The organism is Luteibacter sp. Sphag1AF, assembly GCF_014192715.1.
GTDB lineage: Bacteria > Pseudomonadota > Gammaproteobacteria > Xanthomonadales > Rhodanobacteraceae > Luteibacter.
Genome location: NZ_JACHYH010000003.1, coordinates 1 through 20,614 on the forward strand (window position 1 = coordinate 1; position 20,614 = coordinate 20,614).

Annotated in this window: 22 protein-coding genes and 1 tRNA gene; 7 read left to right on the forward strand and 16 right to left on the reverse strand. The window is 63.4% G+C overall.

Going from position 1 to position 20,614, the window contains the following annotated elements; all coding sequences use genetic code 11:
* Positions 1–159: 159 nt before the first annotated feature.
* Both FHW69_RS09430 and FHW69_RS09435 read left to right on the forward strand, forming a co-directional pair.
* Positions 160–342 carry a hypothetical protein gene (locus tag FHW69_RS09430; protein ID WP_183422820.1) on the forward strand — a complete coding sequence of 61 codons (183 nt, stop codon included), beginning with the start codon at positions 160–162 and terminating at the stop codon, positions 340–342.
* A 109-nt stretch (positions 343–451) separates the two neighbouring features.
* Entirely contained in the window at positions 452–712 is a 261-nt protein-coding gene (locus tag FHW69_RS09435; protein ID WP_183422821.1) for a hypothetical protein, read from the forward strand.
* A gap of 37 nt (positions 713–749) precedes the next feature.
* Here the strand turns inward: FHW69_RS09435 and FHW69_RS09440 are convergent, their stop codons facing one another.
* A complete protein-coding gene (locus tag FHW69_RS09440) occupies positions 750–974 on the reverse strand; it encodes a hypothetical protein (protein ID WP_183422822.1) in 225 nt (74 codons plus the stop codon).
* A 292-nt stretch (positions 975–1,266) separates the two neighbouring features.
* Here FHW69_RS09440 and FHW69_RS09445 point away from each other — a divergent pair, with 292 nt between their 5' ends.
* Entirely contained in the window at positions 1,267–1,470 is a 204-nt protein-coding gene (locus tag FHW69_RS09445; protein ID WP_183422823.1) for a hypothetical protein, read from the forward strand.
* Between the two features lie 132 nt (positions 1,471–1,602).
* Here FHW69_RS09445 and FHW69_RS09450 read toward each other — a convergent pair whose 3' ends face one another.
* The 7 genes from FHW69_RS09450 to murJ all read right to left on the reverse strand — a co-directional run bounded on the left by FHW69_RS09450 (position 1,603) and on the right by murJ (position 9,707).
* Entirely contained in the window at positions 1,603–2,217 is a 615-nt protein-coding gene (locus FHW69_RS09450) for a DNA-3-methyladenine glycosylase (RefSeq protein WP_183422824.1), read from the reverse strand.
* A 209-nt stretch (positions 2,218–2,426) separates the two neighbouring features.
* A tRNA-Thr gene (locus FHW69_RS09455) sits at positions 2,427–2,502 on the reverse strand.
* A gap of 43 nt (positions 2,503–2,545) precedes the next feature.
* The gene (gene ispH / locus FHW69_RS09460; RefSeq protein ID WP_183422825.1) at positions 2,546–3,487 is read right to left on the reverse strand and encodes a 4-hydroxy-3-methylbut-2-enyl diphosphate reductase; all 942 of its coding nucleotides are present in this window, start codon (positions 3,485–3,487) and stop codon (positions 2,546–2,548) included.
* A gap of 55 nt (positions 3,488–3,542) precedes the next feature.
* Positions 3,543–4,049: a signal peptidase II gene (gene lspA / locus FHW69_RS09465; RefSeq protein ID WP_183422826.1), complete on the reverse strand. Its 507-nt coding sequence runs from the start codon at positions 4,047–4,049 to the stop codon at positions 3,543–3,545.
* Positions 4,050–4,122: 73 nt separating this feature from the next.
* Positions 4,123–6,984 (reverse strand): isoleucine--tRNA ligase, encoded by a 2,862-nt coding sequence (gene ileS / locus FHW69_RS09470; RefSeq protein WP_183422827.1) that lies wholly within the window; start codon positions 6,982–6,984, stop codon positions 4,123–4,125.
* Positions 6,985–7,034: 50 nt separating this feature from the next.
* Positions 7,035–7,991 (reverse strand): bifunctional riboflavin kinase/FAD synthetase, encoded by a 957-nt coding sequence (locus FHW69_RS09475; RefSeq protein WP_183422828.1) that lies wholly within the window; start codon positions 7,989–7,991, stop codon positions 7,035–7,037.
* A gap of 108 nt (positions 7,992–8,099) precedes the next feature.
* Positions 8,100–9,707 (reverse strand): murein biosynthesis integral membrane protein MurJ, encoded by a 1,608-nt coding sequence (gene murJ, locus FHW69_RS09480; RefSeq protein WP_183422829.1) that lies wholly within the window; start codon positions 9,705–9,707, stop codon positions 8,100–8,102.
* Positions 9,708–9,919: 212 nt separating this feature from the next.
* Between murJ and rpsT the strand changes: the two genes are divergently transcribed.
* A complete protein-coding gene (rpsT, locus tag FHW69_RS09485) occupies positions 9,920–10,183 on the forward strand; it encodes a 30S ribosomal protein S20 (protein ID WP_166699218.1) in 264 nt (87 codons plus the stop codon).
* Positions 10,184–10,280: 97 nt separating this feature from the next.
* On the opposite strand, the gene rimI is transcribed toward rpsT, so the two are convergent.
* Genes rimI through pssA form a run of 3 tightly spaced genes read right to left on the reverse strand, consistent with a single transcriptional unit; the run spans position 10,281 to position 12,034 of the window.
* Positions 10,281–10,715 carry a ribosomal protein S18-alanine N-acetyltransferase gene (gene rimI, locus FHW69_RS09490; RefSeq protein WP_183422830.1) on the reverse strand — a complete coding sequence of 145 codons (435 nt, stop codon included), beginning with the start codon at positions 10,713–10,715 and terminating at the stop codon, positions 10,281–10,283.
* A 42-nt stretch (positions 10,716–10,757) separates the two neighbouring features.
* Positions 10,758–11,252 (reverse strand): hypothetical protein, encoded by a 495-nt coding sequence (locus FHW69_RS09495; RefSeq protein WP_255494743.1) that lies wholly within the window; start codon positions 11,250–11,252, stop codon positions 10,758–10,760.
* Positions 11,249–12,034 (reverse strand): CDP-diacylglycerol--serine O-phosphatidyltransferase, encoded by a 786-nt coding sequence (gene pssA, locus FHW69_RS09500; protein WP_183422831.1) that lies wholly within the window; start codon positions 12,032–12,034, stop codon positions 11,249–11,251. The genes FHW69_RS09495 and pssA overlap by 4 nt, the downstream gene beginning before the upstream one ends.
* Positions 12,035–12,209: 175 nt before the next feature.
* Here pssA and FHW69_RS09505 point away from each other — a divergent pair, with 175 nt between their 5' ends.
* The 3 genes from FHW69_RS09505 (at position 12,210) to FHW69_RS09515 (ending at position 14,948) form a co-directional block, all read left to right on the forward strand.
* Complete coding sequence (locus FHW69_RS09505) at positions 12,210–12,644, forward strand: DUF4124 domain-containing protein (RefSeq protein WP_183422832.1); 435 nt, start codon at positions 12,210–12,212, stop codon at positions 12,642–12,644.
* A 91-nt stretch (positions 12,645–12,735) separates the two neighbouring features.
* On the forward strand, positions 12,736–14,433 hold the full coding sequence (locus FHW69_RS09510; protein WP_183422833.1) for a proline--tRNA ligase: 1,698 nt from the start codon (positions 12,736–12,738) through the stop codon (positions 14,431–14,433).
* Between the two features lie 194 nt (positions 14,434–14,627).
* Complete coding sequence (locus FHW69_RS09515; RefSeq protein WP_183422834.1) at positions 14,628–14,948, forward strand: H-NS histone family protein; 321 nt, start codon at positions 14,628–14,630, stop codon at positions 14,946–14,948.
* 114 nt (positions 14,949–15,062) lie between these two features.
* On the opposite strand, the gene FHW69_RS09520 is transcribed toward FHW69_RS09515, so the two are convergent.
* From FHW69_RS09520 to FHW69_RS09540, 5 genes are all read right to left on the reverse strand, one after another.
* Entirely contained in the window at positions 15,063–16,349 is a 1,287-nt protein-coding gene (locus FHW69_RS09520; RefSeq protein ID WP_183422835.1) for a threonine/serine exporter family protein, read from the reverse strand.
* Positions 16,334–16,786 carry an NfeD family protein gene (locus tag FHW69_RS09525; protein ID WP_183422836.1) on the reverse strand — a complete coding sequence of 151 codons (453 nt, stop codon included), beginning with the start codon at positions 16,784–16,786 and terminating at the stop codon, positions 16,334–16,336. The genes FHW69_RS09520 and FHW69_RS09525 overlap by 16 nt, the downstream gene beginning before the upstream one ends.
* 5 nt (positions 16,787–16,791) lie before the next feature.
* The gene (locus FHW69_RS09530; RefSeq protein WP_183422837.1) at positions 16,792–17,754 is read right to left on the reverse strand and encodes an SPFH domain-containing protein; all 963 of its coding nucleotides are present in this window, start codon (positions 17,752–17,754) and stop codon (positions 16,792–16,794) included.
* A gap of 46 nt (positions 17,755–17,800) precedes the next feature.
* Entirely contained in the window at positions 17,801–19,171 is a 1,371-nt protein-coding gene (locus tag FHW69_RS09535) for an ATP-binding protein (RefSeq protein ID WP_343204004.1), read from the reverse strand.
* An 80-nt stretch (positions 19,172–19,251) separates the two neighbouring features.
* Positions 19,252–20,586, reverse strand: coding sequence for a sigma-54 dependent transcriptional regulator (locus FHW69_RS09540; protein ID WP_183422838.1), 1,335 nt, complete (start codon positions 20,584–20,586; stop codon positions 19,252–19,254).
* Positions 20,587–20,614 lie beyond the last annotated feature (28 nt).

Sequence of the window (20,614 nt, forward strand, 5' to 3'; positions counted from 1 at the left end):
CAGCCTCGGCGGGCTGACACCCGCCGAGTTCAGGCAGCAAAACGACCCGGCAACCTCGGGTTATGGTTGGCACTAACTAACGGGGGGTCGACACCGAGACGCGTCCTTCACGGCCACAGGGGCCCTATGGAGACGGTTCCTCTCACAAGGCCTCACCCCATGACCCACGACCGCAAAGACGGCCAGCATCCCGACCATCACCCTACTGGCAAGCCGGAAAGTCCCGGGCAGGAAAAGCAACGCAAGGCGCACGCCGACGACAACCAGGACAGCGCACTGGAAGAGACCTTCCCCGCCAGCGATCCGGTATCCCCGTTTATTCCTGCGAAGGCGCCGGAGTGAACCGCTCCGGAATACGGCAACCTCATTGCCCCCAAATTGCCGCATTCCGATAACGGGATGGTCACGCTTGCCCCGGTACAGTGAGCGGGTACTTCAAGGAGCCCGACCCGTGCTGGCGCAATACGTTTACCAGTCGACCTCAGGATTGTTTCGCATCATCCGTCACGGCCACCGCTGGCGTGCCCTGCTCGACGAAGTTGAGCTCGGCCGATTCGACGAGCCCGATGCAGCAGCCACCGCCCTTCGCGACAGCTTCAACGCCGCGCGTGTGCCCCACCGGCTTGATCGGTGGCGCTACCTTCCCGCAACCGCTCTGGGCCATCTGGCGCCGCCCCATCCGACAGCGATGGCGCGCCTCGCCGCTGCCTGATGTCTGCCGGGCGCTTCGGCGCCCGTACATGCAGCCGCTACAAGGCGACCGCCCGCCAATGGCCGTGGTCGTCCTCCACCCGAAGCTCTACTTTGAAACCGGCCTCGTTATTGATCCGGGCCTGACGCAATGCGTAGGTAAGCGCCTCGCGCTCCAGCCGGAACCGCTGAGGCCGGCTGGCATCCACACGTACGGCCCAGTCAGCGCCAGGCTCTGGCGGATGCATCACGTAAATGCGCATGTGACGGGACGACGTGCTCATGATGAGCCCTCCTCATCGGCATTCCTGATGATCCCCCCGGATGTCGCAGGTATCGCACCAGCGCGATGAAGCCGCCGTATGCACCCGCGCCTTCACAGTTTGCTTGTGCTTTCAATCGCCGATATGGTCACTTGCCGAATCTGCATAGCATGTGCCAGTTTCGCGCAGCGAGATGGCCAGCAATTCACGAAATCACGATCTACGCGGGCGGAGCCTGAGTTGACGTTCGTACGAGGGACGAATGATGCACGGCATAGTCAGGTGGTATCACCCAGAGTTGAGAATGGCTCTGGTGGAATTGCAATCGTGCTTCATCGTCGGTGCCGTCGAGGAAGGCCATTGCGGCATCGACGATGTACTGACAGGCCAGTTCCGCCAGGAAGAAGTGGAATCCCTGCAAAACCAGCGCACGGGCGGCATCGTATTGCTGCACGTGGAGTCTGAGGAAATGAGCGAAGACCAGGCCAACGACCTGCTGGGCCTGATGCGCGACTAGTCTTCCTCCACCGCTGCGGTCGGGCAGCGCCAGCATGGAACGGTAAACCGGCAGCCCACTTCTTCATCCACATACGTCACTGTCCCGCAGCCGCCACAGGTGGGACACAACGGCACATCGGATGACGCTGGGTCAGGTTCGGGACACATGCACATTTCCGCTGACATACCAACGCCAGAGCAAATCGGTGCCTTCGCGGATGCCAATGCGCGCCACACCGGCAACGGCTTCCGGTGGCGCGGTGCCGTCGTCCAGAATGGTGTAGCCGTCGCGCGCCTTCACCAGATCAATGCCGTTTTGCTCACCCGTGATACCCATGGCCTGCGTGAGGCGCGCCGGCCCGCTGCACAGATCGCGATCCCGCCGGATGCGCGGGCGCGCCGCTCGCATGGTTTCGATTCCCGCCACTGGCTCAAGGGCACGGATCAACACGCCCGAGCCCGCTCCTTCGTCATCGCACACCGTGTTGCAGCACCAGTGCATGCCGTAGGTGAAGTACACATACATGTGCCCGGGCGGCCCAAACATCACCGCATTACGTGGCGTCTTGCCACGAAATGTGTGAGCGGCCGGATCAACGGCCCCGACGTACGCCTCAACCTCAACAATGCGCCCCGCCCGACCGTCGGCGCAGGCCAGCACCTTGTTCAAAAGCTGCGGCGCCACCTCGCGCGCGTCTCGATGAAAGAAGGCACGCGGCACGATGGTGCCGGGCCAGCGTGTACGGATTTTCGTGGGGCGGGGCACGCGGGAACCTCGTGGGGGACGGCCTACCTTAACGGATGAGTGGCGGGTCTTTCGGGCGATGTCGCAAGCCCGCCACGCGAAAGCGCACCCTTCCTGCCACGCCAGGGAAGCCAGCCGTGGCGCACCTCTGCGGTTCTTCAGACACAAAAAAACCCGCCTTGCGGCAGGTTTTTTTATCCAGAAACTCTTGGTGACGCTCCGGTAAATCTTGGTGCCGGAAATAGGAATCGAACCTACGACCTCATCATTACGAATGACGCGCTCTACCAACTGAGCTATTCCGGCGAGAGGCGGAATTCTAAAGATCCTTGGCGTACTGTGCAAGCCTTTAACTGGCCAGACGCAATTCTTTTGGCAGCGCGAAGGTGATGTTTTCCGCTTCGCCGTCCAGTTCACGCACGGTGCCGGCGCCCCAGGACTGCAAACGAGCCAGGACTTCCTGCACCAGCTTTTCCGGCGCGGACGCGCCAGCGGTAACGCCGATGCGGGTCTTGCCATCGAGCCATGCGCGGTCGATGTGCTCCGCCCCGTCGATCAGATAGGACGGTACGCCCTGCTTTTCCGCCAATTCCTTCAGGCGGTTGGAATTGGAGCTGTTGACCGAGCCGACCACCAGCACGACGTCCACGGCTTCGGCAAGTCGGCGCACGGCATCCTGGCGGTTCTGCGTGGCGTAGCAGATGTCGTCCTTGCGCGGGCCTTCGATGCTGGGGAAACGGGCGCGCAGCGCGCCGATGATGGCGATGGTGTCGTCCACGGACAGCGTGGTCTGGGTGACGAAAGCCAGCGCGTCGGGCTGTTCGGGTACGAGCGCGTTGACGTCGTCCACCGATTCCACCAGATAGATGCGTCCGGCGTTGTTCGGGTTCCACTGCCCCATCGTGCCTTCGACTTCCGGGTGTCCGGCATGGCCGATGAGAACGACATCGTGGCCCGCGCGACCCAGGCGGGCCACTTCCATATGCACCTTGGTCACCAACGGACAGGTGGCGTCGAACACGGTCAGGCGACGACGGTCAGCTTCTTCGCGAACGGCCTTGGGCACGCCATGGGCGCTGAAGATGACGGTGGAGCCATCGGGCACCTCGTCCAGCTCTTCCACGAAGACGGCGCCGTCAGCGCGCAGCTTTTCGACCACGTAGCGGTTATGCACAACCTCGTGGCGCACGTAGATGGGCGCGCCGTAGGACTCCAGCGCACGTTCGACGATGGCAATGGCGCGATCCACGCCAGCGCAGAAACCACGGGGATTGGCGAGCAGGATGTCCAAGCGAACCTCGAAAACCGTAAGGAGGCGCTGCGCGCAGGCAGCACCGACCCCCGAATTATCGCACGTCGGCCGAAGGCTTCGCTGAAAACAGCCCGAAGACGATGAGGCCGACAGCGCCCACGGTGATGGCCGAATCGGCCACGTTGAACACCGGGAACGGGTAGCTGCCGATGAACACCTGAATGAAATCGGTGACTTTGGCGGCGTGGAAGCGGTCAATCACGTTACCCACTGCGCCGCCCACGATCAGGGCAAGGGGAAGCGCCGTGCGCCAGTCGCGGCGCGGCGTGCGACTCAGCCACACGCTCAGCGTGACGCTTATGCCCACAGCCAGAAGCACGAAGAACCAACGCTGCCAGCCAGCGCTATCGGCCAGAAAGCTGAAGGCTGCGCCCGTGTTGAAGGTCAGTGTCCAGTTGAGGATGCCCGGAATGACCGGATGCGGCGTCTCGGCCGGCTGCAGCGACGTAAGTGCCCACCATTTGGTGAGCTGGTCCAGCGCAATGATGGCAACAGCAAGCCACAGCCAGCTGAGTGCGTTCGGTTTGATGCGGGTCGTCATGACGGCCGGATTTCCTGAGATGGCAGACGTGCCGCAGAGATCTGCGGCACGTCAGAACAACATTAGCGTGTGTTTAGAACCAGCGGCGATCTTCGCCCTGCCCCGCCACGTTCTCGACGCAACGGCCGCAGATTTCCGGATGCGCCGGGTCCGAACCCACGTCCGGACGGTGATGCCAGCAACGGATGCACTTGGCGTCGTCGTTGACCCCTGCCGACACCCACGCCTCCACGCCTTCCAGTTCCACGCGACGCGCATTGGCCGGGCGCGGCTCCAGCGGCGCCAGCACGACGTCGGAGGTGATGAAGAAGAAGCGCAGTTCGTCGCCCGATTCGGCGAGCGTGTTGCGCAGCGCATCGTCGGTGTGGATGGTCAGCGTGGCGTCCAGCGAGGCACCGATCTGGCCGTCCCTGCGCATGCCTTCCAGCACGTGCGAGGCGCTATCGCGAATGGTGAGCAGGCGTGCCCACGATGCACGGGCATCGCCGTCCATGCGTGCGCCTTCCAGACCCTCGTACCAGGTCTCGAAGAGCACCGATTCGCTGCGCGAGCCGGGCATGTGCGCCCAGATTTCCTCGGCGGTGAACGTAGTCATCGGAGCCAGCCAGCGCACCAGTGCTTCCAGGATGCGGTACATGGCGCTCTGCGCGCTGCGACGGCCGAGGCTGTCGGTCGGCATCGTGTAGAGGCGGTCTTTGGTGATGTCCAGATACAGCGCGCCGAGCTCGTTGGTGCAGAAATTCTGCACGCGCTGGACGATTTCCGGGAAATCGTAGCGCTCGTAAGCCGCGATGATCGCCGTCTGCGTATCCAGCGCCTGCTGCACGGCCCAGCGATCCAGCGCCACGCATGCGTCAACGTTCAGCAGATGCTTGTCCGGATCGAAACCATCGAGGTTGCCGAGCAGGAAGCGCGCCGTGTTGCGCACGCGACGGTAGGTGTCGGCTACGCGCTTGAGGATTTCGTCTGACAGCGACATCTCGTTGCGGTAGTCGGTGGAACAGATCCACAGGCGCAGGATGTCTGCACCGAGGGTCTTCATGATTTCCTGCGGCTCGATGCCGTTGCCCAGCGACTTGGACATCTTGCGGCCCTGCGCATCCACGGTGAAGCCGTGAGTGAGTACGTGGTCGAAAGGTGCGCGGCCGTTGATCGCAGCGGAGGTAAGCAGGGAAGACTGGAACCAGCCGCGATGCTGATCGGAGCCTTCCAGATACATGACTTTGTATTCGGTGGCGTTGCCCGCCTGCAGTTCCGGACGCGCCCCGATAACGGCAAAGTGGCTGACGCCCGAGTCGTACCATACGTCGAGGACGTCGGTCACTTTCTCGTAGTTGTCGGCGTCGTCGCCGAGGAAGTCGCGGGCGTCCAGCGTGAACCAGGAGTCGATACCCTCTTTCGCCACACGGTCGGCCACCTTCTCCAGCAACTGGACGCTGTCCGGATGCGGCTCGTGGGTTTCCTTGTGCACGAACAGGGCGATGGGCACGCCCCAGGTGCGCTGACGCGAGATGCACCAGTCCGGACGACCATCAACCATGCCGGCGATACGCTCTTCGCCCCAGCCGGGGATCCAGCGCACATTCTTGATGGACGACAGCGCGGTGCGGCGGAGATCCGCTTGCTCCATGCTGATGAACCACTGCGGCGTGGCGCGGAAAATCACCGGTTTCTTGTGGCGCCAGCAATTGGGATAGCTGTGCGACAGCTTCGACGAAGCGAGCAGCACGTGACGTGCGCCCAGCAGGTCGACAATGATGTCGTTGCCCTTCCAGATATGCACGCCGACCAGCGACACGTCACCGATCAGCGGCGTGGTCGCGCGATAGACGCCGCGGCCATCCACGAGATTGAGCGTGCCAATGCCGTAACGCTGACTGACGATGAAGTCGTCCGCGCCGTGATCGGGTGCCGTGTGCACAGCACCCGTACCGTCTTCGGCCGACACGTGGTCACCCAGGATCACCGGCACATGGTGGCCGTAAAGCGGATGGTGCAACGGCTGATTTTCGAGCACCGCCCCCTGCACGCGACCGAGCACGTTGACCGTCTCGACGCCATAGCGTGCCAGCGCCTTGCCAGCCAACGGCTCGGCGATAACCAGCAGAACGCGGCGACCTTCGCGGGCCGGGCCTTCCACCAGTACGTATTCCAGCTCACCACCCAGCGATACGGCCTGACTGGACGGAATCGTCCACGGCGTGGTCGTCCAGATGGGCACGGCAATGACGGCGTCGCCAGCGGCCACACCGAACAGGGCGCCAAAGGACACCGGATCCACCGCGTCGTACGCGATATCAACGGCCGGCGATTCCTTGTCGCCGTATTCGATTTCCGCTTCCGCCAGCGCGGAACCGCAATCGAAACACCAGTAAACCGGCTTCGCACCACGCACCACGTGGCCGTTTTCCACAATGCGCGCCAGCGCGCGGATCATGTCGGCTTCGTAGGTGAAGTCCAGCGTCCGGTACGGATGCTCCCAGTCGCCGATCACGCCCAGACGCTTGAAGTCGGTACGTTGCAGGTCGATCTGGGCCAGCGCGTATTCGCGGCACTTCTGACGGAATTCGGCGGCGTTGAGCTTGTCGCCCGCCTTGCCGAATTTTTTCTCGATGGCGATTTCAATCGGCAGGCCGTGGCAATCCCAGCCCGGCACGTACGGTGCGCGGTAGCCGGCCATCAGCTTCGACTTGACCGTGACGTCCTTCAGCACCTTGTTGACCGAGTGGCCCAGGTGAATGACGCCGTTGGCATACGGCGGGCCGTCATGCAGCACGAACACCTTGTCGCGGTCGGCGGTTTTTTCCTGGATCTGCGCATAGCGTCCGACGCGCTCCCAGGTGGCCAGCCAGTTCGGCTCGCGCTTGGGAAGGTCGCCGCGCATCGGGAAATCCGTCTGCGGCAGGTTGATGGTGTTCTTGTAATCCTGGGTCATTGCTCGCAACCGCTGGTTATCGAATCAGGACGCCTCATGACGTCCATCTTTCATGCATCGACAAGAATGGGGTTCATTCCAAGAGCCTGCCGGGCGTCCCGTTCGTCCTGGCGCATCTGCGCAGTCAGGGCTTCCAGGTCGTCGAATTTCAGTTCATCGCGCAATTTGGTGACAAACTCCACTGCGATCCGGCGCCCGTAGAGGTCGCCCGCAAAATCGAAAAGGTGAGCTTCCAGCAAGGGTTCGCGCACTTCGTTGACGGTGGGGCGCGTACCGAGGCTGGCTACGCCAGGCCAGCTGCACGGCCCCTCACCCACCCCGATGCGCACGGCAAAAATGCCGTGGACCGGGCTGACCCGGTCGCCCAGGTGAATGTTGGCGGTGGGGTAGCCCAGCGTGCGGCCAAGCTGGTTGCCATATTCCACGTGGCCATCAATAACGAACGGACGGCCCAGCAACGCGGTGGCGTCTGCGAAGCGGCCCTCGGCCAGCAGCGTGCGGACCCGGGACGCGGACACCCGCTCGCCATCAATCAGCACCGGCTCCATGGCGTGGGCCGTGAATCCGAGTTCGGCGCCCATAGACTCCAGCAGCGCGAAATCGCCGGCACGTTTATGGCCGAAACGGAAATCCGACCCGACCCACACTTCGCGAGCCGCCATGCGTCCGACCAGCACCCGGCGAACGAAGTCTTCGGCGGACATCGCCGTCAGCGCTGCGTCAAAACGCAGCGAAAGCAGATCGCGCACACCGGCCGCCGTCATGCCCTCCACCTTCTCGCGAAGGCTGCTCAGGCGCGGAACCGGAACCGGCGAGAAGAAAGCGCGCGGAAGGGGCTCGAAGGTGACCACGGCAGGCACCAGCCCCTGGGCACAGGCGCGCTGACGCACCTCGTCAAGCAGGGTTTGATGACCGCGATGCAGGCCATCGAACGCGCCGATGGCAAGGACGCTGCCTTCAGGCACCAGACACGGCCCATCGACGTCACGATGCAGACGGAGCGTCATGCGCAAACCCTCCCATCAGGGAGGTCAGCACGGTTCAGGAGGTGCAACGGAATCAAAGCCATCGGGCCAGTATAGCCGCAGCATTGCGCCGCACAATGCGGCGCCCCCTCACCGACCGCGCAGTTCACGCAGGCGGAAGCCTGCAGCGAACAGAGCCGCCAGATAGGCCCCGCCACCGGCCGCCACCAGCACGGCCAGACGGGCGACGCGGGTCCATTTTTCAGTGTCCGTCCAGTTGGGCCACAACCACAGGCCGGCAAGCAGGACCACGATCATCGCGGCGCAGGCGAAGGCCAGCCGGCCAAGATGACGCATCCAGCCCGGCTGCAACTGATAAACGCCTGCCTTCTTCAGCCAGTGCCAGAGCAGCGCCAGGTTCAGGTAGCTGGCCAGCGCACTGGCCATGCCCAATGCCATGTGCAGGCCAGGAATCTGCGACAGGCCGGTCAGCCAGGACCCCGCCTTCTGTTCGGGGCTGGCCCACAGGGAGAACAGCAAGGCCAGAAAAAGCACGTTGAACACCATGTTCGCCACCAGCGAGGCGACGCCCGCCCTGACCGGTGTACGGGTGTCCTTGCGCGCATAGAACGCGGGCAGCAACACCTTGACCAGCGCGAAGGCCGGCAGGCCAAAGCTCAGCGCGGAGATGGAAAGCGACGCCATGCGCGTATCGAACGGCGTGAACCGGCCGTGCTGGAAAATGGTGGCGACCAGCGGCTCGGACAGCAGCATCAGGGCAAACATCGCGGGCACCGCGATAATAAGCGTCGTGCGCAGGCCCCAGTCCAGCGCACGCGAGAAGCCTTCCTTGTCCGTGGCCACGTGGTGGCGCGACAGCGATGGCAGGATGACCGTACCCAGCGCCACGCCAAAAACGCCCAGCGGCAGCTCAAGAAAGCGATCCGCCTGCGACAGCCAGCTCTGCGAGCCGGCAACCAGCAGTGAGGCAATGACCGTATCCAGCAGGAGGTTGATCTGCGCCACGGACGAGCCGAACAGCGTCGGCACCATCAACTTCATGATCCGGCGCACGTCCGGCGAGCTCCAGCCCCAGCGAGGCAGCGCCAGCAGGTCCAGCCCCTTCAGGGCCGGCAACTGGAAAGCCAGCTGAAGCACACCAGCGACCAGAATCGCCCAGCCCATTGCCATGATTGGCGTGTGCAGCCGTGGCGCCAGCCAGAGCGCGCCCGCGATCATGCAAAGGTTGAGGATGACCGGCGTCAGGGCTGGCAGGCCAAAACGATGGAAACTGTTCAGGGCCCCGCCAGAAAGCGCCGTCAGCGACACAAACAGCAGAAAAGGAAAAGTCAGACGCAACAGGTTGACAGTGAGCTCGAATTTCTCCGGCGTATCGACAGCACCCGGTGAAAACAACGCCGTTACCTGAGGAGCAAAGATCACACCCAGCGCGGTCACCACCAGCAACACACCGCCAAGCGTCCCCGAGGTGCGCGCCATCAGCGACTTCAGCTCCGCATGCGGGCGGGTTTCCTTGACCTCGGTAAAAACAGGCACGAAAGCCGTGGAAAACGAGCCTTCGGCAAACAGGCGACGCATGAAGTTGGGTATGCGGAACGCCACCCAGAAAGCATCGGTAGCCGCGTTCGCGCCGAAGGAGGCATTGATGGCCATGTCCCGCACCAGGCCCAGCACGCGCGACACCATGGTCATGCCGCTGAACGACAGCACGCCACGTAAAAGACTGGGGGTTTTCATCCTTGGAACGGGTGCCTTTGCCGGGGTCGGAAAACGCCGTAGTTTGACAGCGAGCGCCAGCAGGAAGACAGTACGCGTTCGGCGCTTTTGCGGGCAATGTTTCCCGCTACCCCGCCGGCACGCCCGTGAACGGCCTAAGCTGTTGACGTAGCGACGCATTGACCTCATACTGGGCGTCTTTTTTAAGCCCAACCGAACTCTGGAGTTTTCCCTTGGCCAACATCAAGTCCGCGAAGAAGCGTGCGCGTCAGTCGGAGCAGCGCCGTCTGCGCAACGTCAGCGCGCGTTCCATGGTGCGTTCCGCACTGAAGAAGGTCGTCAAGGCGATCGACGCCAAGGATAAGGCAGGCGCAGCTTCCGCCTACGCCGTCGCCGTGCCGGTCATGGACCGTTACGCTGCACGCGGCCTGATCCACAAGAACAAGGCTGCCCGTCACAAGAGCCGCCTGAACGCGAAGATCCGCGACCTGGCGTAAGCCTGCGCGACTGCGTTCCCGAAAGAAGCCGGCTTACGCCGGCTTTTTTTGTGCCCGAACCCTGGCTCGCGATAGAACTGGCCATGCCGGTAATGGCTCAGGCCGGGGGCAGCATGTCCAGCGCCATCACGATGGCATCTTCGCGACCTGTTTTAGCCGGGTAATATCCCGGCCGGCGACCGATTTCAGCGAAGCCCAGAGACTCGTACAGCTCCTTGGCCACCGGATTGGACGGCCGCACTTCCAGGAAAATGCGCTCCGTCCCATACCAGCGGGCCAGATCGAGCAACCGGCGCATCATGCGGCGGCCATAGCCCAGCCCCCGGTGATCGTTGCCGATACAGATATTGAGCACATGGGCCTCCCCCGCGCCGACGGACAAGATGCCGTAGCCCGCCAGGACGCCGTCGTGGACGATGACCCAGCAGTGGTGCCCGGCCTGCAGACAGTCCCGAAAAATGCCCGGCGTCCAGGGGAAATCGTAAGACGCCTGCTCGATGGCGACGACCTCGTCGAGGTCGTCGCGGCGCATGGCGCGCACTTCAGTAGCGGGATGGGCGACGGCGACCACGACTCAACCTGCCGCCAGCGCGCGCCTCAGCGTGCGCAGACCATTCCACAGACGCCGCTTGGCGCCCGGTTCCGCCACGATCCGTGCGGGCTCGTCCACCAGAACGATATCGGCGGCACTCATCACCGCAGCTGGCAGGTCGTGGCCCAGTGCGTGAGCCTGCGCCTCACCGAAAACCAGATACGCCCGCGCGACGGGAACGACGCCCAACCCGCCCTGCCCGGCTTCCAACCGGGCGGCGCGCGCCAGTTGCGGACCCGTGGCACGCAGGGCGCGGCCGATCAGTTCCAGCTGGCGCTCGTCACAGCCTGCGGGGATGACCACCACACAGACGGCATCGGTTTCCATCGCCATCGGCGACGCGGGCATTGCCTCGCCCATCGCGGCGGATGCTGCGTCCGGCCCCGACCGCAGCCGCCACGGCGTGACGCCCATGGCTTTCAGCAGGCGGGCACGCCGACGTGGGTCAGTGCTGGCGACAGCCGCGACCATGCTCATCCATCCGCCCGGGCGTGATGCCGGGCGCGGCGCCGACGGGAGGCACGACCCCACAGGGTCATGACCGGCCCGGACACCACATAAATGATGCCCACGGCCAGCAACACCGGGGCGGTGTCGATCACCAGAAGCACCACCACCAGCACCGCCGCAATCAGCCAGACGAACGGCACGCGGTCGCCCTTGGGCCACGCCTTGAAGCTGTAATAGCGCACGTTGCTGACCATCAACAGACCCGCAACCACCGCGAGCGGCATCGTGAAAAAGGCGACCGTGGGACCGGGAATGCCAAATTTTTCCATGGTCCAGACGAAGGCCATGCACAACCCGGCGGCCGCCGGACTGGCCAGCCCCTGGAAGTACATCTTGTCGGCAACGCCCACCTGGGTATTGAACCGCGCCAGGCGAAGGGCCGCGCACACGGCATAGATGAAGGAGGCAGCCCAGCCGATCTTGCCCCACACCGGGCCGTAACCGGCCAGCGAGGACAGCGACCAGGTGTACATGACCAGTGCCGGTGCAAGGCCGAAGCTCACCAGGTCCGACAGCGAGTCGTACTGAACGCCGAAATCACTCTGCGTGTTGGTCATGCGCGCCACGCGGCCGTCCATGCCATCGAGCACAGCCGCCACGAAAACGGCGCACGCCGCCGTCATGTAGTGCGCATTGATGGCCGAGACGATGGCGTAAAAGCCAGCAAACATCGCTCCCGTCGTGAACAGGTTCGGCAGGAGATAGATGCCGCGGTGGCGAGGCGCCCGCGCGGGAGTGGGTTCAGTCATTGTCCATTCCGTGACGGTGGGCGGTCAGTTTAAAGGACTGGAGTGATGCGTGCGTAGACCAGCGCCCGGAGAGGCTCGTGCGTGCGGTCGCGCACACAAGCACCACCTGGCGCTTGTGCGCACGCCCGGCCGGTGCTAACTGTACGCGCGCCTTCCTTTGAACCGGACTCCCTTCATGCGTCGTTACCTGATTGTCGCGCTGCTAGCGTCTGTTGCCACCATGGCACAGGCCCAGTCGGCCACGTCGTTCTACAAGTGGAAGGATGCTCAGGGCGTCACGCACTACACCGACTCGCCGCCGCCGGGCGGCACCAAGGTGGAGAAAGTGCACACCTCCGGCGCAACGGCCTCCACACAACCGTCCACCGAGGGCGTCTCGCCGGAACCGAAGCCGGAGCCTGCCAAGGGCACCAGCGGCCCCACCGCAGACACGCCGGAAAACCGCGGCAAGCTGTGCGAGACCCTGAAATCGAACCTGGAAGTGCTGGGCAAAGACCAGCCGGTATCCGCCGATGACGGCAAGGGCGGCAGTGTTCAGCTGGACACGGCAGCACGCCAGCGCCAGATGGAAACGGCGCAGGCCCAATACACCCTGTACTGCAAGAAATAAGCACGATCGAATGGGGGCGCTCGCACGCCCCCATTCCGTCCGGCGGCTTAAGCCTATAATCGGTGCTTTACCGTCCGGACCTCCAAGCCTCATGCGTCTCAGCCAGTTTCATCTCGCCACCTCCAAGGAAGTTCCCGCAGACGCCGAGCTGCCCAGCCACAAGCTGATGCTTCGTGCGGGCATGATCCGCAAGCTTGCCTCGGGCCTGTACACCTGGACGCCACTGGGCCTGCGCGTCATGCGCAAGGTGGAAGCGGTGGTACGTGAAGAAATGAACCGCGCTGGCGCGCTGGAAATGCTGATGCCTTCCGTACAGCCGCGCGAGCTGTGGGAAGAAAGCGGTCGCTGGGAGAAGTTCGGTAACCAGCTCCTGAAAATGAAAGACCGTAAAGAACAGGATTTCTGCTACGGCCCCACGCACGAAGAAGTCATTACCGACTTCGCGCGCAATGAGCTGAAAAGCTACAAGCAGCTGCCGCTCAATTTCTATCAGATCCAGACCAAGTTCCGCGACGAGATCCGTCCGCGTTTCGGCGTGATGCGCGCGCGCGAATTCCTGATGAAGGATGCCTATTCCTTCCATCTCACCGAGGAATCGCTGGCTGAAACCTATCAGGTGATGTACGAGGCCTACACCCGTATCTTTACCCGCCTGGGTCTGAAGTTCCGCGCCGTCGATGCCGACACGGGTGCCATTGGCGGCAGCGCCAGCAACGAATTCCAGGTACTGGCCGATTCGGGTGAAGACGCCATCGCGTTCTCCGACGGCTCGAACTATGCCGCCAACATCGAGAAGGCCGAAGCGCTGGCGCCCACCACGGAACGCCCTGCCCCGTCGGCCGAACTGACCCTCGTACCCACGCCCACGCAGCGCACCATCGACGACGTGTCCCGCGCCCTGAGCGTTTCCCCCAGCCAGTGCGTCAAGACGATCATCGTGCGCGGCGTGAAGGGCCTGGTAGCCCTGTGCGTGCGCGGTGACCACGAATTGAACGAAGTGAAGGCCTCCCACCTCGCAGAACTGCCGGACGAGTCGGTGCTGGCCAGCGAGGAAGAGATCGTCGCGGCCATCGGCACGCGCCCGGGCTTCATTGGCCCGGTGGGCCTGCCGGACAGCATCCCGGTGATCGTGGACCGCGACGCGGCCGTGCTTGCCGACTTCGTCTGCGGCGGCAACAAGGATGGCACCCATTACACGGGCGCCAACTGGGTGCGTGACGCCCGCATCGACCGCGTGGCCGACCTGCGCCAGGTTGTCGACGGTGACGCCTCGCCGGACGGCAAGGGCACCCTGCGCCTCGCCCGTGGCATCGAAGTCGGCCACATCTTCCAGCTCGGCCAGAAGTATGCCGAGGCAATGGGCGCGTCCGTGCTGGACGACCAGGGCAAGCTCGCCACGATGTACATGGGTTGCTACGGCATCGGCGTCAGCCGCATCGTGGCTGCCGCCATCGAACAGCGCCACGACGAGGCAGGCATGATCTGGACGGATGCCATGGCCCCGTGGCGCATTGCCGTGTGCGTCATCAATCCGAAGAACTCCCCGGAAGTGGCCGCCGCCGCTGAAGCGCTTTATCAGGAACTGACCGCCGCCGGCATTGAAGCCGTGCTGGACGACCGTGGCCTGCGCGCCGGCTCCATGTTTGCCGACATGGAACTGCTGGGTATTCCGCACCGCGTGGTTGTCAGCGAGCGTGGCATCGCCGCAGGCACCCTGGAATATCGCCAGCGCACTGAAAGCGAAGCCCGCGCCATCACTCGCGAAGACCTCCTGTTACTTCTGGCATAAGATTTTCCGATTAATCTTATTAATCGCGAATAATCGCGTGGTGCATTTCACAAAACGCCGGGCTTTATGCCCGGCGTTTTTTGCATTTGGCGTCCGCGTGGGAGAGAATCAGGGCGTAATTCACCATGGGCGTTCCCGCGAATGACCCATGGTGCGGGGCAATAACGTCAACAATAAAAAATGCGGAGTTTCTCATGGCGGTCGACATCAAAAACCTGAATCACAACCAGCTCAACGACCTCATCACGAAAGCCCAGTCGCGCCAGTCCGAACTGCGCAAGGAAAAGGTTTTCAAGCTGAAAGAGAAAATCCACGCCCTTCTCAAGGCCGAGGGTTTTACCTTTGAAGACGTGTTCGGCACCCGCGCCAAATCCAAGCGCGCAGGCATTACCGTCGCTCCGAAATATCGCAATCCGGCGGATGCCGAGCAGACCTGGTCTGGTCGCGGCAAGCGCCCGCGCTGGTTCAACGATGCACTGAAAGCGGGCAAGAAAGAAAAAGACCTTCTGGTCTGATTCGACATCTACCCGCGCAAGGAAGAGCCGGCCATTGGCCGGCTTTTTTCCGAGTCTGATCCGGGGAGTCTGAAACCGGATTAATGGCCGTGGCCGATCCGTAATACCAATGCGTTACAGCGAGCGCCGCGGCGCGATCAGCAAGTCGCCAAACAGCAGGCCGGCCACCAGCGACACCAGCAGCGTGACGACGAGCAAGCCGGTATCCATGCCCAGCGACGCGTCGTGGTCCAGAAGATAAGACACGCTGCGGAAACTGATACTTCCCGGCACCAGCAGGATGATGCCGGGCTCACGAATCACCGCACCGGGCTGGTGAGCGAACCGTGCGTACAGGTTGCTGACCGCCCCCAGCAACAGGCCGCCGATAAAGACGCCTACCGGAGCTGACGGCAAGGTGCCGGCGATCATGCCGCCCCAGCGGGTGGCCAGATACCCAACGATCACCGCGCCCATCACCACCAGCCAGTCCTTGCGGGCGGCGCGGAAAAGAATGGCGAACGAGAACGCACCCAGCACCAGTGACGGCCAGTCCATCCAGCCCGGTAGCGGCGGCACGGCATAATCGTGCGCCTTGATGCCCAGCGCCTCGAACAACTGGCTGGCGGCAACCGCGCCGAAGGTCAGCTTCAGCAACGTAGCGATAGCCCCGCCCATCCGCGCCACGCCGGCCACCAGATGGCCGCTGGAAATCTCGCGCACAGCGGTGGTCAATGCCATGCCGGGAAGCAGCACAATAAGGCTGCCGAGGATCACCGACTTCAAGGCCAGCGGCACGACAAATGCGCTGACCAGCGTGGCGATGGCCGTGGCCACCATGGCACTGATGGCCTCGCTGGCCACCGCCAGGCGCGGCCGCGTGGCCGAGGCAACAGTGATGCTGCCGATCACCACGCCAATGAAGCCTGCCGTGATCAGGTCGACCCAGGCGCTGTGCAGAAGCAACGCCACGACCGTGGCCGCTGCCAGACCGTAGCTGGCGATCAGTGCGGCCTCGGAACGCCGGGTTTCCGGCTTGCCCAGCGCACGCAGCGACTGAAAGCCTTCACGCAGGCCCATATGGCCGTCGATCACCGCATCAGCGATGCGATCGGCTTCGCACAGGCGCGCAAGGTTCACGTCACCCGGCGGCAGGCGCATGACCTGGGTGACCTGAGCCACACCATCATCGCCCTGCGCCTGATCCGAAAACGAAACAATGATGGCGGTAGGGCTCGACCAGACATCCGCCACCAGCCCCATGCGCTGCGCCACGCTGAACATGGCACTTTCCAGACGCGGCGCGGTGGTGCCGTACTGGTGAAGCCGGCGAGCCAGCTCCACCAGAAACGCAATGCGGGTATTGATCGCCGTCGTCGCGAACGACGTCGGCACCGCTGTATTGACTACGCTTGCGCCCATGCTCTGACCTTGAGCGTTGTGCCATCCACACCCGTGACCTCCACCATCGTGCCGACGGGAAGATCAGGGCCGCTCACCAGCCACATGCCATCGCCCACGCGCGCTTTGCCGCGCCCGTTCACGATGGGCTCGATCAGCTCGTAACGCTGGCCGATCAACTGCTCGCCGCGACGATTAAGCCGCTCGTTGCCGACAGGAATGCTGTCCACACGTGGCCGGATGTACTTCCAGTACGCGAAGCAGGACACAAACGAAAACAGCGCAAAGACCAGCGCCTGCGCCACGGGCCCGAGGCCGGGAATAAAGAGCAGCACCACGCCCATGGCGGCGGACGCAAAACCGATCCACAGCATGAAATAGCCGGGCAACAGCACTTCGCCGCCGATAAGCAGCAGCGCCACGATCCACCACAGGTAATGCAATGCCATGTCGCTCATGGCCGTCAGCGGATCGGCGGCGGCGTGCGATCAGCGTTCGCGGCCTGCGTACGCGTCTGCTGCTGGGCCAGCGAATCCTTGGCCAGCTCTGCAATACCCGCCAGCGAGCCCAGGATGCCCGTGGCCTCGATGGGCAGCAGCAGCATTTTCTGGTTCGGCGATTTGGCCATCTCTTTCAGCGCTTCCACGTAGTTGTTGGCGACGAAGTAATTCAGGGCATTGACGTCACCGCCGGCAATGGCCGTGGAGACCATCGTGGTGGCCTTGGCTTCTGCCTCGGCTTTGCGCTCGCGGGCTTCTGCTTCACGGAACGCCGCTTCCTTCTTGCCTTCGGCTTCAAGGATGGCGGACTGCTTCTCGCCTTCGGCCTTGAGGATGGCGGCCTGACGGAAGCCCTCGGCATCAAGGATGTTGGCGCGCTTTTCGCGCTCGGCCTTCATCTGGCGGGCCATGGCGTCCACCAGGTCGCGCGGCGGCGAAATGTCCTTGATTTCGATACGGGTGACTTTGACGCCCCACGGATGGGTGGCTTCGTCGATCACGCCCAGCAGCTTCGCGTTGATGGCGTCGCGCTGGCTCAGGCTTTCGTCCAGGTCCATCGAGCCCAGCACCGTGCGGATGTTGGTCATGATGAGCGCCAGTGCGGCGCCTTCGAGGTTGGCCACTTCATAGGCCGCCTTGGCGGCGTCCAGTACCTGATAGAACACCACGCCGTCCACGCGGACCACGGCGTTGTCCTTGGTGATGACGTCCTGCGAGGGAACATCCAGCACCTGCTCCATCATGTTCATCTTGCGGCCAATGCCGTACATGATGGGAATGAGGAAATGCAGACCCGGCGTCAGCGTGCCCGTGTACTTGCCGAACAGCTCCACGGTCCACTCATAGCCCTGGGGCACGACGCGAACCAGCTTCGACAACAGGATGACGACAACGAACACAACCACTAACGCAACGATGCTTCCCATTTCCCGCACTCCCGATCCGATGGATATTCGGGAGTATAGGTGAAGGTCATCCGTTCAGCGGCAACAGAAGAGTGACACGCAGACCGCCGCCTTCCCGATTGGCCAGGGAGATGCGCCCGCCGTGTGCTTCGACGATCTCGCGGGCCAGCGCCAGGCCCAGTCCCGTACCCGCGCGTTTGGTGGAGTAGAACGGTAAAAGGGCCTGTGCCAGCACCATTTCGTTCATGCCCGGACCCCGGTCGGCCACTTCGATGCGCAGCTCATGCCCCACCAGAAGGATGCTGAGCGACACGTCGTCCGCTTCCCCGCCCGCTTCATGGGCGTTCTTGATGAGATTGATGAGAACCTGCTCAATCTGGGTGCGGTCAAAGCGGCCGGGGATGTCGGGCAGTGCGGCTGCCAGCTGAAACTGGCAGTGCAAGGCCAGCCCGTCGAGAAATGGCTTCCACTCCACCGGCTCGGTGCGCGGCGTGGGCAGCTTGGCGAAACTGGCATAGCCGGCGATGAAGCCGTGCAGATGCCGGGCCCGTTCGCCAATGGACGCAAAGACGCCCGGAAGCCGTTCCAGGTCGCCCCGCCGTGCCAGCTCGATACCCGAGTGCGACAGCGACGAAATGGGCGCCAGCGAGTTGTTCAACTCGTGACTGATGACGCGGATGACGCGTTTCCAGGTGGCCACTTCCTGCCGTGACAGCTCGCGGGTCATGCGGCGATACAACTGGAGGCGATGCGGCCTGCCCTGAAGGCGGAAATTCCGCTGCGACAGATGGAAGGTTTCCTCCCCGCCCTCCATCTCCACCGTCAGCAGCGCATCCTCGCCACCCTGTGCCGCCACGCGCAGCGGCTGGGGCATGCCATTCAATAATTCGTCGAAATCGAGCCCGGCCAGCGTGCGCCCTTCATTGAAAAGATGACGCGCAGCGATATTGGCGTAGGTAACTTTGCCCGCCCCATCCGTAAGCACGAGCGCGACAGGCGTGTTCTGCACCACGGTGTCCAACAGCAGTTCGCGCTGGGCCAGGTGCTGGCGCTGGTCGCGCAGCGTCTGCCCCAGTTCGTTGTGCATCTTGATGAGGTCGCCCAGCTCATCCCGGCGCGGCGATGCGATGGACATGCTGAAATCGCCGTCGCGATAACTGGCCACGGCACTTTGCAGTGCACGCATCAGGCTGCGCAACGGCTGCATCACCGCATGCGCGAGCCACGCGGACAACGGCACCAGCACCAGCACGCTCAACGTCAGCGCGCCCCAAGGACCGATCGGCTGGATCGTGGCTGCCGATGTCACAGCCTTCGCACCTGCCGCGTGTTTCTCGGTAGCACTCAGCCATGCCATCAATTGCGGCACCGGCCACTCGGTGAGCGACGCGTACACCAGCGCACCGACCAGCGCGGACGTGCCGATCAGGAGGGTCATTCGTCCTTCAAGCGACATCGTTCTCACGCGCGTTCCCTCTCCCAAGGATGCACCGTCCGCCCGGTTGCCACGCTACCAGATCAGGTAGCGAGCCCGTAGCGCTCCATGCGGCGATACAGTGCCTGGCGGGACAGGCCCAGGGAGCTGGCGGCGCGGCTGATGACGCCGCCGGCTGAGGCCAGTGCCGCTTCCACGGATTCACGCGTGGGTTCATCCAGATTGCGTGCGGCATTCGGTGAATGAGCAGGCAGGTTCAGATGCTCCGCATCAATGCGGCCGTGCGGTGCCAGCAACGCAGCGCGCACAATGGCGTTCTTCAATTCGCGCACGTTGCCCGGCCAGCTGTGCGCAAGCAAAGCCTCGCGTGCGTCCTCGGTCAGCACGGCACGCTCTTCGAGGAAGAACTCGGCCAGCGGCAGGATGTCGTCGGTGCGCTCGGCCAGCGGAGGCAGATTCACTTCGATGACGTTGAGGCGGTAGTACAGATCCTCGCGGAACGTACCTGCGCGGATCATTCCCTTCAGATCGGCATTGGTGGCACTGATGACGCGGACGCGGGCCTGACGGGTACGCCCGGAACCCAGACGCTCGAATTGCCCGGTTTCCAGCACGCGCAGCAATTTCATCTGGCCGGGAAGCGGCAGGTTGCCGATCTCGTCCAGAAACAGCGTGCCGCCATCGGCCATTTCAAAACGGCCTTCGCGTGCCTTGTTGGCGCCGGTATACGCGCCGGCATCGGCACCGAAGAGTTCAGCCTCGATCAGTTCGCCGGGCAGCGCGCCGCAATTCACGGCAATGAACGGACCACGCTTGACCGCCGAATTGGCGTGCACAATCGCAGCGATACGTTCTTTTCCCGCGCCATTGGGGCCGGTGACCAGCACGGGCACATCGGATTTGGCCACCTGACAGGCCAGCTCGATAGTGCGCCCCATGCCTTCGGAAGCAAAGACCAGACCCGCCAGATCGTAGCGGCTCTGCAACGCTTCGCGACGCTTGCGACGTTCGATGCGCGCACGGGTCACCTCACGCGTGGATTCCGAAAGCTCCAGCAGGTTTTCCACCGTCTGCAACAGCTTTGCGTCGTCCCACGGCTTGGCCAGATAGTCGGCGGCTCCAGCCTTCACCAGTTCCACGGCGCTTTCCAGATGCGTCCATGCGGTAAGCAGGATCACCGGAAGGTCGGTATGGCGGCCGCGAATTTCGCGAAACAACGCAATGCCTTCCTCGCCAGACGTGGTATCGGCGGTGAAATTCATGTCCTGGATGACCACGTCCACCGTTTCACGCCCCAGTACCGCCAGGCCCTCTTCCGGTGTGTGCGCCACCAGGGCGCGAATGTCCCGCAGGGATAACGCGAGCGACAACGCCTCGCCCACTGCAGGGTTGTCATCAATAATCAGTACGGTACGCATGATGTCCTTTCGCATGCATCCATGGATG